Source organism: Pedococcus sp. NPDC057267, from assembly GCF_042668795.1.
Lineage (GTDB): Bacteria > Actinomycetota > Actinomycetes > Actinomycetales > Dermatophilaceae > Pedococcus.
Genome location: NZ_JBHUYG010000100.1, coordinates 1 through 15387 on the forward strand (window position 1 = coordinate 1; position 15387 = coordinate 15387).

Sequence of the window (15387 nt, forward strand, 5' to 3'; positions counted from 1 at the left end):
CGAGCGGGTCAGTGCGCAGAGAGCGGGTCCGTGCCCAGTGGTGCGCTGGTGTGTGCACAGACGAGCGGGTTCGGGGCCGGGCAGGGCGCCCACGAGCCCCGGGTCAGGCGACGCCCTGCGCCCCGATGTCCCGGACCAGGCGCGCGACCGCGGACCGCACGTGGTGCCCGAGCGGCACGGTCCCGGCTCCCACGGCGTCCTGCGCCGACCCGCCGACGTACAGGGTCGGCGAGGGGTCGGCTGCGCCGAGGACGGCCACCGCCTCCCGGGCCGCGGCGACGTCGTTCGCCGACGGGACGCCCAGCACGACCGCGGCCGGAGCGTGGTGGCGCAGCACCACCGCCCACGACTCCGGGGGCACGTCGGGCCCGAGGTAGGCCACCTCGAGGCCGGCCCGGCGCAGCAGCAGGGCGAATGCCGTGATGCCCAGCTCGTGCCGGACGCCACGGGGCAGGCCGACCACCACCGTCGCGCTGCCGAGCGGCGGCCCGGTGGCATCCAGGGCTGCGCCGAGCCGGCGCTGCACGGCGGCGCTCACGAGGTGCTCGCCGGCCACGTCCACGCGGCCGGCCCTCCAGTCCTCGCCCAGGACCCTCAGGGCAGGGAGGAGCCACCCGTCGACGGCCTGCTCGGGGCCGGCGACGGCGAACGCCTCGTCGAGCGCGGACTCGGCCAGCCGTGGGTCCAGGGCCGCGGCAGCCCGGGAGAGGGCGGTCGTGTCCGCCCCCGCGAAGGCCGTCGGCTCGCCCTCGCCGCCCTCGCCGTCCTCGAGGGCCGCAGGAACCCCCCGTTCCCCCGAGCCGGGGCGCCCCGTCCCCGCGCCCTCTGCGTCCGCGACGTGCGTCGCCGCGTCCCGTGGCGACCAGCCCGCCGCCACCAGGGCTGCCATGGCGGTCAGCCGCCGCACGGCGAGGTCGTCGTACAGCCGGTACCCGGCCGCTGTCCGCGTGGGGGACACCACGGCATACCGCCGCTCCCACGCACGCAGCGTGGCGACCGGGACCCCCGTGAGCGAGGCCGTGTGGCCGATGGTGTGCACGATGCGAGGTTACCCCTCAGGATTGGACAAAGTCTGGACATCACGGGGAAGGAAGCGCATGCTTCAAGGGCGAACCTTGGACAGGGGTTGTACGCCGGGGTTCGTGTTCCACCGAAGGTCGTGTCCGGCTCCGGGGTCCCGTCCCGTCCATCCCTCAACGGGGTCCCGGAGCCGGGCCGCAGCCCGCGCCAGGCGCCGCGGCGTCGCCGACCGTCTGCGTGCGGAGGGGGCAGACGGCGGCGTCGCTCTGCCGCAGGCACGTCCTGCTGACAGGATGGCGCGCATGGCCGCGTCCGTACGCCCACCGGCGGCGCGCCGACGCGCGGCCGAGGTGTCGCAGCGCCGGTCGCGCCCGGCCTCCGCACCGGTCGCCCTCGCCGCTCCGGACGCTGCGAGGGTCCCCCCTTCCCCGCCCACGTCGCGGGGCCGCTTCGCGTCGCCGGTGCGCGCCTGGGTCATGTCGCCGTGGCCGACTCGGTCCGCGCCCGACCTCCGGGCCCAATCCGGGACCCCGCGCACGCCGAAGTCCTGGCAACGCCCCCTACGGAAGGCCCTGTGATGTCCGGAGCTCGCAGCGCGGTGGTCGGCAGCGGCATCGCCGGCCTCGCCGCCGCGCACGTCCTCGCCCAGAGCGGGCCGGTGACCCTGTACGAGGCCGACTTCCGGCTCGGCGGCCACGCCGACACCCACGAGGTCACCGTCGGCGACCAGGTGGTGGGCGTCGACACCGGCTTCATCGTCCACAACGACCGGACGTACCCGACCCTCCTGCGCCTGTTCGCCGAGCTCGGCGTCCGGACGCAGGACTCCGACATGAGCATGTCCATCCGCGACGACGCCGCGCGGCTGGAGTATGCCGGGGCCAAGGGTGCCCGCGGCCTGTTCCCCCGGGCGCGCAATGCCACCGACCCGGCATACCTGCGCCTGCTCGTCGAGGTGAAGCGGTTCCACCACGCCGCCCGCGCGGTCCTGGCGCGGGGTGACCACGACGCCGGGCGCGACGAGACGCTGGGCGAGTTCGTCGCCCGCATGCGGTTCAGCGACTACTTCGCCCGGCACTTCCTCGAGCCGGTCGTCGCTGCCGTGTGGTCGTGCGACCCCACCGTGTCGCTGCAGTACCCGGCCCGGTACCTGTTCGAGTTCCTCGACCACCACGGCATGCTGACGGTCTTCGGGTCCCCGACCTGGCGGACGGTCGTCGGCGGGTCGGCCCGGTACGTGCAGGCCCTCGCAGCCCGGCTCGACGACGTTCGCACCGGCACCCCGGTGACCTCGGTCGTGGAGCGCGGGGACGGTGTCGTCGTCGACGACGCCACCGGCGGGCGTGAGGTCTACGACCGCGTGGTCGTCGCGACCCACCCCCACCAGGCGTTGTCGCTGCTGGGCCAGCCGACCGACCTCCAGCGCGAGGTGCTGGGCGCAATGCCTTACTCCTCCAACGTCGCCCAGCTGCACACCGACGAGTCGGTCCTGCCGCGCAGCGCCGGTGCCCGGGCCTCGTGGAACTACTGGCGCCGGCCCGAGCGGGACGGTGCGGGGGTCCTGGTCACCTACGACCTCACCCGGCTCCAGCGCATCGACGTGCCCGGCCCGCGGTTCCTCGTCACGCTCAACGGCACGGACTGCGTCGACCCGGACCTCGTCATCGACACGATGCACTACGAGCACCCGCTCTACACCCCGGAATCCGTTGCGGCACAACGCAAGCTTCCCCTCATCAACTCCTCGCGCATCGCGTTCGCCGGGGCCTACCACGGGTGGGGCTTCCACGAGGACGGAGCGCGATCGGGGGTCGAGGCGGCCCGCGCGCTCGGCGCCGAGTGGTCCGCCACCCCACGCGCCACCCGCGCGCGTCACACCGACCCGGACGGTGACGCCGTGCCGGCGGCGGTGGGTTCGTGAGGCCGGGTCGGGGCACCCGGATCTACCGCACCAGCATCCGCCACGCCCGCACCTCGCCGCTGCGGCACCGGTTCGCCCACCGCAGCCACACGTGGCTCGTCGACCTCGACGACCTGCCGCGGCTCGGCCTCCTCGCGCCCCTAGCGCGGTTCGAGGCACGGGACCACCTCGGCGACCCTGACCGCAGCCTGCGCCAGAACCTCGACGCGTTCCTCGCGACAGAGGGGATCGACCTGCAGGGCGGGCGGATCCGGATGCTCGCCATGCCTCGGGTGCTCGGCACCGTGTTCAACCCCATCAGCATCCACTGGTGCCACGACCGCGACGACCGGCTCGTCGCCACCGTGGTGGAGGTCCACAACACCTACGGCGACCGGCACGCCTACCTCGTCCGCGCCGACGAGCGCGGCCGCGCAGAGGTCGACAAGGCGCTGTACGTCTCGCCCTTCAACGACGTGTCCGGGCGCTACTCCCTGACCGTCCCCGAGCCCGACGACCGGCTGCACGTCCAGGTCGTCCTGCACCGGCAGGGACACGACCCGTTCGTGGCCGGAATGACCGGCGTGGCTGTGCCGGTGACCACCCGGTCGGTACTCCGTCTCGCCCTGACCCAACCGCTCGAACCGCTGGCCGTCATGGCCCGGATCCGCTTCCACGGCATCCGGCTCTGGCTGCGCCGGCTCCCCGTCCAACCCCGACCCCCGCACCACCAGGAGGCCGTCCAGTGACCACCGCAGACCCCGTCCTCGCATCACGCCCCACCATCGACCCAGTCCGCTGGCCCGACCTCGCCGCCTCGCGCGCCAAGGTGCGCCGGGGCGTGGAGTCGGCTGTCGCCCGGCAGCTGTTCCGCTCCGCCGTGCGCCGGCTCGCCGTCCGGGTCGAGGCCGGCGACGAGGTCCTCGGCGGTGGGGCGCACGACCCCTCGGCCCCCGTCATGCGGCTCGTCCGGCCCGAGGCCTTCTACGCCGCGGTCGGCTCGAAGGCGCTCATCGGGTTCGGTGAGTCCTACATGGCCGGTGACTGGGACTCACCGGACCTCGCCGGGCTGCTCGAGGTCTTCGCGGCCCAGATGGCGACCCTCATCCCGGCGCCGCTGCAGCGACTGCGTGCCTTCTACGTCGCGCGGCACCCCTCGACCGAGCGCAACACGACCCGCAACACGCGCAGCAACATCGCCCGGCACTACGACCTGTCCAACGACCTGTTCGCCTCCTTCCTCGACGACACGCTGTCGTACTCCTCGGCGCTGTTCGAGGCCCCCGCGCAGCGGGTGGCCTCGGTGTCGGGGGAGACCGCGCTCGTCAGCCCCCCACCGGCCGCGCCCACGTGGGCCGACCTGCGGGCGGCCCAGGAGCGCAAGATCGACCGCATCCTCGACGCGGCCCGGGTCGGCGACGGCACGAGGGTGCTCGAGATCGGCTCCGGCTGGGGCGAGCTCGCCATCCGGGCAGCGGCGCGCGGCGCCACGGTCCTGACCGTCACCCTGTCCAGCGAGCAGCAGGAGCTGGCGCGCGAGCGGGTCGCGGCGGCCGGGTACTCCGACCGCGTCGACGTCGAGCTGCTCGACTACCGCGCCGTCCAGGGCGAGTTCGACGCCGTCGTCTCGGTCGAGATGATCGAGGCCGTCGGCCACCAGTACTGGAAGGACTACTTCCGCACCATCGACCGTGTCCTCGCACCCGGCGGGTCGGTCGCGATCCAGGCGATCACGATGCCGCACGACCGGATGCTGGTGACCCGCAACACCTACACGTGGATCAACAAGTACATCTTCCCGGGCGGCTTCCTCCCCTCGACCGAGGCGCTCGCTGACGTCACCCGCGAGCACACCCGGCTCCGGCTGGCCGAGCGGCTCTCCTTCGGCCGTCACTACGCCGAGACCCTGCGCCTGTGGGACGAGCGCTACCTCGGAGCCCTCGACCACGTCCACCGGCTCGGGTTCGACGAGGTGTTCGACCGGATGTGGCACTTCTACCTGCAGTACTCCGAGGCCGGGTTCCGCTCCGGCTACCTGGACGTCCAGCAGCTCGTCTTCCGCCGCGAGGTGACCGCGTGACCACCCTCGACTCCCCGCGCGCGCCCGAGTCCGCCTCTGCCGCAACGCGTTCCGGGCTCGTAGCCCAGTTCGCGGAGGCGCTCGCCCCCGTCGTGGGCGGTGAGCTCCCCGTGCACCTCACCCTCTGGGACGGCAGCACCGCCGGACCCGAGGACGCCCCCCGCGTGGTCGTCCGCTCGCCGCGGGCGCTGCGTCGGCTCCTGCGCCACCCCGGCGAGCTGGGCGCGGCGCAGGCGTACGTCACGGGGGAGCTCGACGTCGAGGGCGACCTCGACGCCGCCCTCACGCACGTGTGGTCCGTGGCGCAGGAGCGCGGGCTCGGCGGCATACGCCCGACCCCGTCGGTCGTGGCCGGGGTGGTGCGGCTCGCCCGCAGCGCCGGGGTCCTCGGCCGCCCGCTGCCCCCGCCCGCCAGCCAGGCCGTCGTCCGCGGCCGCCTGCACAGCCTGCGCCGCGACCGGGCCGCGATCTCGCACCACTACGACCTGTCCAACGACTTCTACCAGCTGATCCTGGACCCGCACCTGGCGTACTCGTGCGGCTACTGGCGGTCGGACGACCCGGACTACACCGTCGAGGACGCGCAGCGCGACAAGTTCGAGCTCGTGGGCCACAAGCTCGGCCTGCGCGAGGGCTCGCGGCTGCTCGACGTCGGGTGCGGCTGGGGCTCGATGAGCCTGTATGCCGCGGAGCACTTCGGCGCGCAGGTCACCGGCGTCACGATCGCCGCCGAGCAGAAGCGCTTCATCGACGCGCGCATCCGCGAGCGCGGCCTGCAGGACCGGGTCGAGATCCGGCTGCAGGACTACCGCGACGTCCCGGACACCGGCTTTGACGCGGTCGTGTCGCTCGAGATGGGTGAGCACGTCGGGCAGCGGAACTACCCGACCTACGCCAAGGTCCTGCACGACGCCGTCCGGCCCGGCGGCCGGGTGCTCGTCCAGCAGATGTCGCGCCGCGGACGGCATCCCGGCGGCGGCCCGTTCATCGAGCAGTTCATCGCGCCCGACATGCACATGCGCCCCGTGGGCGACACGGTCGCCCTCATCGAGGAGTCCGGCCTCGAGGTGCGTGACGTGCACGCGCTGCGCGAGCACTACGTCCGCACGGTCGACGCCTGGCACGACACGTTCGAGGCCAACTGGGACCAGGCCGTCGACCTCGTCGGCGAGGAGATCGCCCGCGTCTGGCGGCTCTACCTCGTGGGCGGCTCGATGGCGTTCCGGGACGGCCGGATGGGGGTCGACCAGATCCTCGCCGTGCGCCCCGGGCCCTCCGGCCGGTCGGACGTCGAACCGGTGCGCCCCGGCGCGTGGTCGTGAGCGCGATGGGCTTCGACCTCGAAAACTTCTGGGCGGTCACCGGCTCGGCCCTGCTGGCCCTCGTCCTGCTCATGGCCGTCACCGCGGTCGTCGGCCACCGGCAGGGCCGGGTGAGCGTCGTCGACACGACCTGGGGGCTGGGGTTCGTCCTGGTGGCCCTGGTCGCGGCCCTCGTGGGCGACGGCGCAGGGTGGCGCCGGGTGCTGGTGCTCGTTCTGGTGGCGGTGTGGGGGCTGCGGCTCGCCTGGCACGTCACCCGTCGCAACGCGGGCAAGGGCGAGGACCCGCGCTACACCGAGATGCTCGAGAAGGAGGGCGGCAACCCGACCCTCGTCGCGATCCGCAAGGTCTACGCCGTGCAGGGCGCCGCGCTGTGGTTCGTCTCCCTGCCGCTGCAGGTGAGCGCCTCCGCCGGCGACGGGGTGGCCTGGGTCGCGGTCGTGGGCGTGCTGCTCTGGCTCCTCGGCGTCACCTTCGAGGCCGTGGGCGACGCGCAGCTGGCGCGCTTCAAGGCCGACCCGGCGAACAAGGGGACCGTCATGGACCGCGGCCTGTGGTCCTGGACGCGCCACCCGAACTACTTCGGCGACTCCAGCGTCTGGTGGGGCCTGTTCCTCGTCGCGGCGAGCGCCTGGCCGGGGGTGCTCACCGTGCTCTCGCCCGTCGTCATGACGTACTTCCTCGTCTACGGCACCGGGGCCAAGCTGCTCGAGCGGCACATGGCCGAGCGCCCCGGCTACCGCGAGTACCAGCAGCGCACCAGCTACTTCCTGCCCCGGCCGCCGCGCCGGGCCACGGGGGCCGAGCGGGGATAGGGTCGCTCGCGTGCCCGACGACTGCCTCTTCTGCCGGATCGTCGACGGTGCCGTGCCGTCCTTCACGGTGCTCGACGAGCCGCTGGTGCTGGGCTTCCTCGACACCCGCCCCGTGTTCAAGGGCCACGTCCTGCTGGTCCCGCGGATCCACGTCGACACCCTGCCCGACCTGCCCCGCGAGCTGCTGCCGACGCTGATGGGGGCGGTGCAGCGCACGGCCGCGGCGATGCCGGTCGGCCTGGGCTCCCAGGGGTCCTTCGTGGCCGCCAACAACGTCGTCTCCCAGTCGGTCCCGCACCTGCACTGGCACGTCGTCCCCCGCACCAAGGGGGACGGCCTGCGCGGGTTCTTCTGGCCGCGCACCCGCTACGACTCCGACGCGGAGGCGCAGGAGTATGCCGCGCGGCTGGCCGCCGCGATCGAGGCGTCGGCCGGATAGCCGAGCGGTTCCGGAGAAGCCGTGCTGTCGGAGCCGTGCCGTCCGGGGCCGTGCTGTCGGTGCCGTGCGACACAATCGTGCGGTGCCCACCCACACCGTCATGCCCTCGCCGATCGGTGAGGTGACGATCGTGTCCGAGGCCGGCGCGGTCACGCGCATCATGACCTACAGCAAGAAGCACGCGCCCGACCCCTCCGAGCTCGGGGAGCGGGACGACGAGGCCGGGGCCGAGGCCGTCCGCCAGCTCACCGAGTACTTCGCCCGCGAGCGCACCGCCTTCGACCTGCCGCTGGCGCCGCGGGGCGACGAGTTCAAGCAGCGCGTGTGGGCCCTGCTGTCCGAGATCCCCTACGGCGAGACGCGCTCCTACGGCGACCTCGCGCGCGCCCTGGGTGACGTCAACCTCAGCCAGGCCGTCGGTTTCGCGAACAGCCGCAACCCCATCGCGATCGTCGTCCCCTGCCACCGGGTGATCGGTGCCGACGGCAGCCTGGTCGGCTACGCCGGGGGACTGGACCGCAAGCGGTTCCTCCTCGCGCTCGAGGAGTCCGAGGAGACCCGCGCCCAGCGGCTGTTCTGACCAGACCGCGAGACGTCGCGGACGCCGGACGTGATCCACGTCGCACCGGGCGCACGCCGGCCGCGACACGGCATACGCGGGCCGCTAGCGTGGTTGCCACAAGTGCACGGCGTCATCGCGGACGGCGCCCGGGGGAGGACCCGGGTGGCCGTCCTTCGTGTTTGACAGGAGAGTGTTGGTATGTCGTCGCAGCAGGATGGGACCCCGGCCCCGCGCCACCGGGTCGTCGTCATCGGGTCGGGCTTCGGTGGCCTGTTCGGCACCCAGGCCCTCAAGCGCGCCGACGTGGACATCACGCTCGTCGCCAAGACCACGCACCACCTCTTCCAGCCGCTGCTCTACCAGGTGGCCACCGGCATCCTGTCCGAGGGCGAGATCGCGCCGTCGACGCGCGAGGTGCTCGCCCGCCAGGCCAACGCCCGCGTCGTGCTGGGCACCGTCACGAAGATCGACCTCGAGGCGCGCACGGTGACCTCGCGCGTCCTCGACCGCGACACCGTGACGCCGTACGACTCGCTCATCGTCGCCGCCGGCGCCGGCCAGTCCTACTTCGGCAACGACCAGTTCGCGACCTACGCACCCGGCATGAAGTCGATCGACGACGCGCTCGAGCTGCGCGGCCGGATCTTCGGCGCGTTCGAGTACGCCGAGCTGGCCAGCACCCCCAAGGAGATCGAGCGCCTCATGACCTTCGTGGTCGTGGGTGCCGGGCCCACGGGGGTGGAGATGGCCGGCCAGATCGCCGAGCTCTCGCGGCGCACGCTGCGACACGACTTCCGCCGGATCGACACCGCCTCCGCGCGCATCATCCTGCTGGACGCCGCGCCGCAGGTGCTGCCCGCCTTCGGCGACCAGCTCGGCACCAAGGCGCAGAAGCGGCTGTCCGAGATCGGCGTCGAGGTCCAGCTGGGCGCCATGGTGACGAACGTCGACGCCACCGGCATCGAGGTCAAGGACAAGGACGGCACCACGCGGCGGATCGAGTCCGTCACCAAGGTGTGGGCCGCCGGTGTCCAGGCGTCCGAGCTCGGTGCGCAGCTGGCCGAGCAGTCCGGCGCCGCCCTCGACCGTGCGGGCCGCGTCGAGGTCAACGACGACCTGACCCTCCCGGGTCACCCGGAGGTCTACGTCGTGGGGGACATGGCGTCCCTCAAGGGGTACCCGGGCGTGGCGCAGGTGGCCATCCAGGGCGCCCGGTATGCCGCGGAGTCGATCAAGCGCCGCCTGGCAGGCCGTTCCCCGCAGGGCCCCTTCCAGTACAAGGACAAGGGGTCGATGGCGACGATCTCGCGGTTCAGCGCGGTCGCCTCGATCGGCAAGCTGCACTTCGGCGGCTTCGTCGCCTGGGTCCTGTGGCTGGCCGTGCACCTCGTCTACATCATCGGCTTCAAGCACCGGCTGACCACGCTGCTGCACTGGGCGGTCAGCTTCCTCGGCCGCGGCCGCTCCGAGCGCACCGTCACCGAGCAGCAGGTGTTCGCCCGGACCGCGATCGAGCAGCTGGGCGACGCCTACGCCCCGTCGCTGCCCCGCGTCCCCGCCGACAAGCGTCCCCCGGTGCAGTCGGTGGCCCAGGCCCGCGACGAGGCCAGCCGCACCCTCTGACGCCGCGCGGCAACCGCCGGACCGGCCTTCGCGGGCCGCGTGCGGCACGTAGGGTGCTGGCATGCCGCTGGAGTACCCCGTCCACGAGCGCACCCTGGGCAACGGGCTGCGTGTCGTCGTCTCGCCCGACAGCAGCGTTCCGATGGTGACCGTCAACCTCTGGGTCGACGTCGGGTCGCGCCACGAGGTCGCCGGTCGCACCGGCCTGGCGCACCTGTTCGAGCACCTCATGTTCCAGGGCTCGCGCAACGTCGCCAGCGGCGAGCACTTCGCCCGGCTCATGGCCGAGGGCGGCCGCCTCAACGCCACCACCTGGTTCGACCGCACCAACTACTTCGAGACGGTGCCGAAGGGCGCCTACGAGCTGGCGCTGTGGATGGAGGCGGACCGGCACGGCCACCTGCTGGACGCCGTGACCCAGGAGAACCTCGACAACCAGCGGGACGTGGTCAAGGAGGAGAAGCGCCAGCGGTACGACAACGTCCCGTACGGCAACGCCCTCATCGAGGTGTATGCCGCGACGTTCCCCCCCGGCCACCCGTACCACCACCCGACGATCGGGTCGATGGAGGACCTCGACGCCGCGAGCCTGCAGGACGTCCACGACTTCTTCCGCCACTACTACGGGCCGAACAACACCGTGCTCACCCTCGTCGGCGACCTCACGCCGGAGGAGGGGTTCGCCGCAGCCGAGCGCTACTTCGGCCCGCTGCCGGCCTCCGCCTCCCCGCCGCGGGACAACCTCCCGCAGCTCCGGCCCCTCGACGCCCCCGTGCGGGTCGACCGCCCCGGCGCCGTCCCGAACGACCGGCTGCACGTCGCCTTCCGGCTGCCGGTCGACAACACCCACGAGTTCTTCGCCGCGGCGCTCGCCGTCGACGCCCTCGGCGGCCTGACGACCTCCCGGCTCGTGCAGCGCCTCGTGCGGCGCGAGCAGGCGGCCAACTCCGTCCAGGCGCACACCATGGGGTTCGTCGACGGCGCGTCGCTGGGCTTCCTGGTCGTCGACGTCGCCGAGGGGCACGACCCGGAGGCGGTCGAGGCCGCGGTGGTCGAGGAGCTCGAGCGCTTCGCTGCAGAGGGGCCCACCGACGTCGAGCTCGAGTCCGCCCTGGCGCAGTCCGAGCGCTCGTGGCTGTCGGCACTGGCAGGCCAGGAGGAGCGGGCCGACCTCATCAGCCAGCACGTCCTGCTCCACGGCGACGCGCAGTTCGTCAACACCTTCCTCGACCGGCTCGCCACCGTGACCGCCGAGGAGGTGCGGGCCGCCGCCGACGCCTGGCTGCGCCCGGAGCACCGTGCCGTGGTCCGACACCTCGTCCAGGCCCAGGAGGACGCCGCGTGAGCACCCCGAGAAGCGCCGAGCAGGACACCCTCGTCGAGCACGACGCCGCAGGCACGGGTGCGACCGGCTCCGCGCCCCGGCCGCCCGTCCTGCCTCCGGAGCCGTGGCAGTTCCCGGTCCCCACCCGGACCACCCTGCCCAACGGTGTCGAGCTCGTGCTCTACCACATCCCGGGCCAGTACGTCGTCTCGGTCCGCACCGCCGTCCCGTTCCCGCTGTCGGCCGAGCCGGCCGAGGTGGAGGGCGTCGCGACGATCATGGCGCGGATGCTCGACGAGGGGACGGCCGAGCACTCCGCCGAGGAGTTCGCCGAGCTGCTGGAGCGCAAGGGCATCGCGATCGGCGCGGGCGTCACCGACGCCGGCCTGTCGGTCGACCTCGACGTCCCCAAGGGCCGTCTCGCAGAGGCCCTCGACCTGCTGCGCCGGCTGCTGGCCGACCCCGTGTTCCCGCAGCCGGAGCTCGACCGGCACCTCAAGACGCGGCTGGCCGAGATCGAGCAGGAGCGGGCGCTGGGGCCCCAGCGGGCGGCGCGACAGTTCGTCGCCACGATCTTCGACCCGGCCGACCGCGCCTCGCGCCCGACGGGGGGCTCGCCGGCGACCGTCCGCGCCATCACCCGCGAGGCCGTGGCCGAGTTCCACCGCGGGCAGGTGGGCCCGCGGGGTTCCACCGTCGTCGTCGCGGGCGACCTCTCCGACCTCGACGTGCCCGCGCTCGCGGCCGCCGGCCTCGGCGGCTGGTCCAACCCGCACCAGCGCGAGCTGCCCGACCCGGCAGTCCCGGCGTTCGCGGCCGACGGGGCACGGGTCGTCCTCGTCGACCGTCCCGGCGCCGTCCAGTCCGAGGTCCTCGTGGGGTGCCCCGGACCGGACCGGCGCGCGGAGGGCGGCTGGGCGGCATACCCCGTGCTGGGGTTCGTCGTCGGGGGCTCGCCCAACGCGCGGGTCGACGCCGTCCTGCGCGAGGAGAAGGGGTACACCTACGGCATCCGCTCGGCCTTCCGCCCGCGGCGGCGCGGTGGCCTCTTCCTCACCTCGGGCTCGGTCCGTGCCGACGCCACCGTGGAGTCCGTCCGGCTGCTGCTCGACATCCTCGGCCGTGTCGGTGACGGCCTGTCCGAGGAGGAGGTGCGTGCCGGGGTGGACTTCATCAGCAAGACGGCACCAGGCCGGTTCGCGACCGCCGACGCGGTGGCGGACGAGGCGGCGGCGCTGTCGCTCGAGGGCCTGACCACGCAGTTCACCACCGACAACCTCGAGCGGATGCGGTCGCTGGACCCGGACGCGCTGCTCGCCGCCTGGCGGCAGTGGGTGACGGGGGAGTGGACCGTCGTCGTCGTCGGTGACGCGGCGCGCTGGGCCGAGGGCCTGCGTGGGCTGGGCCTCGGAGACGTGGTCGTCGTCCCCGCCTGACGGGGCGGTGACGGCTGGCCGTACCCGACCGCTGACCGGACCCGGGCGAGGGTCGGTCAGGCCCGCGCGTCGGTGCCGATGCGCCGCAGGACCTCGTCGTGGAGCAGTCCGTTGGTCGCCACGGCGTTGCCGCCCCACGGGCCGTCCTTGCCGGCGAGGGAGGTGAAGCGGCCGCCCGCCTCGGTGACGATGGGCACGAGCGCGGCCATGTCGTACACCGCGAGCTCGGGCTCGGCCGCGATGTCCGCGGCACCCTCGGCGACGAGCATGTACGACCAGAAGTCGCCGTACGCGCGGGTGCGCCAGCAGGTGTCGGTGAGGTCGAGCAGCTCGTCGTACCGGTCGACGGCGCGCCAGCCCTTGAGGCTGGAGTAGGAGAGCGAGGCGTCCTCCAGCCGGGAGACACGGGACACCGAGATGCGCTTCGCCGCGGCGAGGCTGCGCCCCGACCACGCACCCGACCCGTTGGCGGCCCACCAGCGCCGGCCGAGGGCCGGGGCCGCGACGAGCCCGAGCACGGGCATCTCGTTGTCGACGAGGGAGATGAGGGTGGCCCAGACGGGGACCCCGCGCACGAAGTTGTGGGTGCCGTCGATCGGGTCGATGACCCAGCGGCGGGGTCCGTGCCCGGTGGTCTCGAACTCCTCGCCCTCGACGGCGTCCCGGGGACGGGTGCGCTTGAGCTGGGCCCGGACGAGCTCCTCGGCCGCGCGGTCGGCGTCGCTGACCAGGGAGAGGTCGGGCTTGGACTCCACCACGAGGTCCTCGGCGCGGAACCGGGCCATGGTGATCCGCTCCACGGCGTCCGCCAGGACGTGGGCGAGCCGCAGGTCGTCGTCGTAGGCCACGCCGTCACGCTAGACCAGGGCGGCTCCGGCCCCGGGGACCGACCACGACACGCCGTCCCGGGTATGTGCCGTAATGCCCCGGGACGGGCGGGATCGACCTCCTGCCGCAAGATCTGCTCTCAACTCGGCTGCAGGACGATCACGTTTTTGTCTCGGGTTGTGCCAGACCGTCGCCTTTACCGTCTCCTTGCTCTTTCATGGGTGCCACACGACGACGCCCTGTGCGTTGCAGGGCTGCGCGCCGACCGGTGCGCCGCCCGCACCAGCCCGTCCACACCGGTCGGGAATCCCTACGTAGGAGGACATCAATGCGAGGAACTGCTCGCACGGTGGTTGTGGTTGCCGGTGTCTCCGCCGTCACGCTGCTTGCTGCAGCGTGTGGTGGCGGCAGCAGCAACACCACCACCAAGTCGACCGCTGGCGGCAAGACCGGTGGCACCGTCACGGTCCGCGGGTGCAACCCCCAGAACCCGCTGATCCCGAGCAACACGACCGAGACCTGTGGTGGCAACGTGATCGACGCGATCACGGCCAAGCTCATCCACTACAACGCGGAGACCGGTGCTCCCGAGAACGACATCGCCGACAAGATCGCGACCTCGGACAACCAGAACTTCACCGTGACCATCAAGAAGGGTTACAAGTTCCAGGACGGCACCGAGGTCAAGGCGAAGAACTTCGTCGACGCGTGGAACTACGCCGCCTACGGTCCGAACGCACAGTCCTCCGGGTACTTCATGCAGCCGATCGAGGGCTACGACGCCACCCAGTGCGCCGACGCCGCCTGCAAGACCAAGCCCAAGGCCGACAAGATGACCGGCCTCGTGGTGAAGGACGACTACACCTTCACCATCAAGACCACCGAGAAGGTCTCGAACCTCCCCGTGCGCCTGGGCTACTCCGCCTTCGCTCCGCTCCCGGACTCCTTCTTCAAGGACCCGAAGGCCTACGGCGAGAAGCCGATCGGCGCGGGCCCCTTCAAGCTCGACTCCTGGACCAAGAACACCGAGATCAAGCTCAGCAAGTTCGCTGACTACTCGGGCAAGTTCGGTGGCAAGCTCGACGGCATCACGTTCAAGATCTACCAGGACAGCGACGCTGCCTACAACGACGTGATCGCCAACCAGCTCGACGTGACCGACGAGGTCTCGTCCTCGGCGATGATCGACGACAAGTACAAGACGGACCTCCCGGACCGCAACGCCCAGAAGGCCGTCGGCGTCATCCAGACCATCACCTTCGCGCCGGTCAAGGTCGACCCGAACTACGCCGACCCGAAGATCCGCCAGGCGATCTCGATGGCGATCGACCGCCCGACGATCATCAAGCAGATCTTCAACAACACCCGTCAGCCGGCCACCGGCTGGGTGTCCCCGGTCGTCGACGGCTACAAGGCCGGCCAGTGCGGTGAGTACTGCACCTTCGACGCTGCCAAGGCGAAGGCCAAGCTCGACGAGGCCGGTGGCTTCAAGGGCGGCAAGATGACCATCGCCTACAACGCCGACGCCTCGCACAAGGCGTGGGTCGAGGCCACCTGCAACTCGATCAAGGGCGCTCTCGGTGTCGACTGTGTCGCCACCCCGGTCGTGGACTTCGCGACCTTCCGCGCGCAGATCGCCGCCAAGAAGATGAAGGGCATGTTCCGCACGGGTTGGCAGATGGACTACCCGTCCATCGAGGACTTCCTGGCCCCCATCTACAAGACCGGTGCCTCCTCGAACGACGGTGACTACAGCAACCCCGAGTTCGACAAGCTCCTCAACGAGGCTGCTGCCCAGACCGACGCGTCTGCGGCGAACGCCAAGTACCAGGAGGCGGAGAAGCTCCTCGCCAACGACATGCCGGCCATCCCGATGTGGTACTCCACCGCCACCTTCGGCTGGTCCGACAAGGTCACCGGCGTGAAGATCACCGCGTTCGGCACCATCGACTTCGCCAGCCTCCAGCTGAAGTAAGTCACCCCGGACGGCGCCCCTACGGGGGTGCCGACCGAACAGCGACCGTCGGCCTGCCGGCCC

13 protein-coding genes are annotated in these 15387 nt (G+C 72.3%); 11 read left to right on the forward strand and 2 right to left on the reverse strand.

Translation table 11 applies throughout. From position 1 onward, the window contains the following. Positions 1-103: 103 nt before the first annotated feature. Entirely contained in the window at positions 104-1039 is a 936-nt protein-coding gene (locus tag ACFUC1_RS17320; protein ID WP_379122012.1) for a MerR family transcriptional regulator, read from the reverse strand. Between the two features lie 558 nt (positions 1040-1597). Between ACFUC1_RS17320 and ACFUC1_RS17325 the strand changes: the two genes are divergently transcribed. From ACFUC1_RS17325 to ACFUC1_RS17370, 10 genes are all read left to right on the forward strand, one after another. Beyond that, positions 1598-2941 (forward strand): NAD(P)/FAD-dependent oxidoreductase, encoded by a 1344-nt coding sequence (locus tag ACFUC1_RS17325; protein ID WP_379122034.1) that lies wholly within the window; start codon positions 1598-1600, stop codon positions 2939-2941. Then, positions 2938-3669 (forward strand): DUF1365 domain-containing protein, encoded by a 732-nt coding sequence (locus ACFUC1_RS17330; protein WP_379122014.1) that lies wholly within the window; start codon positions 2938-2940, stop codon positions 3667-3669. The genes ACFUC1_RS17325 and ACFUC1_RS17330 overlap by 4 nt, the downstream gene beginning before the upstream one ends. Next, positions 3666-5000 (forward strand): class I SAM-dependent methyltransferase, encoded by a 1335-nt coding sequence (locus tag ACFUC1_RS17335; RefSeq protein ID WP_379122016.1) that lies wholly within the window; start codon positions 3666-3668, stop codon positions 4998-5000. The genes ACFUC1_RS17330 and ACFUC1_RS17335 overlap by 4 nt, the downstream gene beginning before the upstream one ends. Beyond that, the gene (locus ACFUC1_RS17340) at positions 4997-6322 is read left to right on the forward strand and encodes a class I SAM-dependent methyltransferase (RefSeq protein ID WP_379122018.1); all 1326 of its coding nucleotides are present in this window, start codon (positions 4997-4999) and stop codon (positions 6320-6322) included. The genes ACFUC1_RS17335 and ACFUC1_RS17340 overlap by 4 nt, the downstream gene beginning before the upstream one ends. A 5-nt stretch (positions 6323-6327) precedes the next feature. Then, positions 6328-7137, forward strand: a complete 810-nt coding sequence (locus ACFUC1_RS17345) for a DUF1295 domain-containing protein (protein WP_379122035.1) — start codon at positions 6328-6330, stop codon at positions 7135-7137. A gap of 10 nt (positions 7138-7147) precedes the next feature. Further along, positions 7148-7576 carry an HIT family protein gene (locus ACFUC1_RS17350; protein ID WP_379122020.1) on the forward strand — a complete coding sequence of 143 codons (429 nt, stop codon included), beginning with the start codon at positions 7148-7150 and terminating at the stop codon, positions 7574-7576. Between the two features lie 82 nt (positions 7577-7658). Next, positions 7659-8156 (forward strand): methylated-DNA--[protein]-cysteine S-methyltransferase, encoded by a 498-nt coding sequence (locus tag ACFUC1_RS17355; protein ID WP_379122022.1) that lies wholly within the window; start codon positions 7659-7661, stop codon positions 8154-8156. A 180-nt stretch (positions 8157-8336) separates the two neighbouring features. Continuing rightward, positions 8337-9761 carry an NAD(P)/FAD-dependent oxidoreductase gene (locus tag ACFUC1_RS17360; protein ID WP_379122024.1) on the forward strand — a complete coding sequence of 475 codons (1425 nt, stop codon included), beginning with the start codon at positions 8337-8339 and terminating at the stop codon, positions 9759-9761. Between the two features lie 61 nt (positions 9762-9822). Next, positions 9823-11106 (forward strand): M16 family metallopeptidase, encoded by a 1284-nt coding sequence (locus ACFUC1_RS17365; RefSeq protein WP_379122026.1) that lies wholly within the window; start codon positions 9823-9825, stop codon positions 11104-11106. Continuing rightward, positions 11103-12521 carry a M16 family metallopeptidase gene (locus tag ACFUC1_RS17370; RefSeq protein WP_379122028.1) on the forward strand — a complete coding sequence of 473 codons (1419 nt, stop codon included), beginning with the start codon at positions 11103-11105 and terminating at the stop codon, positions 12519-12521. The genes ACFUC1_RS17365 and ACFUC1_RS17370 overlap by 4 nt, the downstream gene beginning before the upstream one ends. A 56-nt stretch (positions 12522-12577) precedes the next feature. On the opposite strand, the gene hisN is transcribed toward ACFUC1_RS17370, so the two are convergent. Next, positions 12578-13369 carry a histidinol-phosphatase gene (hisN, locus tag ACFUC1_RS17375; RefSeq protein ID WP_379122030.1) on the reverse strand — a complete coding sequence of 264 codons (792 nt, stop codon included), beginning with the start codon at positions 13367-13369 and terminating at the stop codon, positions 12578-12580. A 308-nt stretch (positions 13370-13677) separates the two neighbouring features. Between hisN and ACFUC1_RS17380 the strand changes: the two genes are divergently transcribed. Further along, positions 13678-15324, forward strand: coding sequence for an ABC transporter substrate-binding protein (locus ACFUC1_RS17380; RefSeq protein ID WP_379122032.1), 1647 nt, complete (start codon positions 13678-13680; stop codon positions 15322-15324). Positions 15325-15387 lie beyond the last annotated feature (63 nt).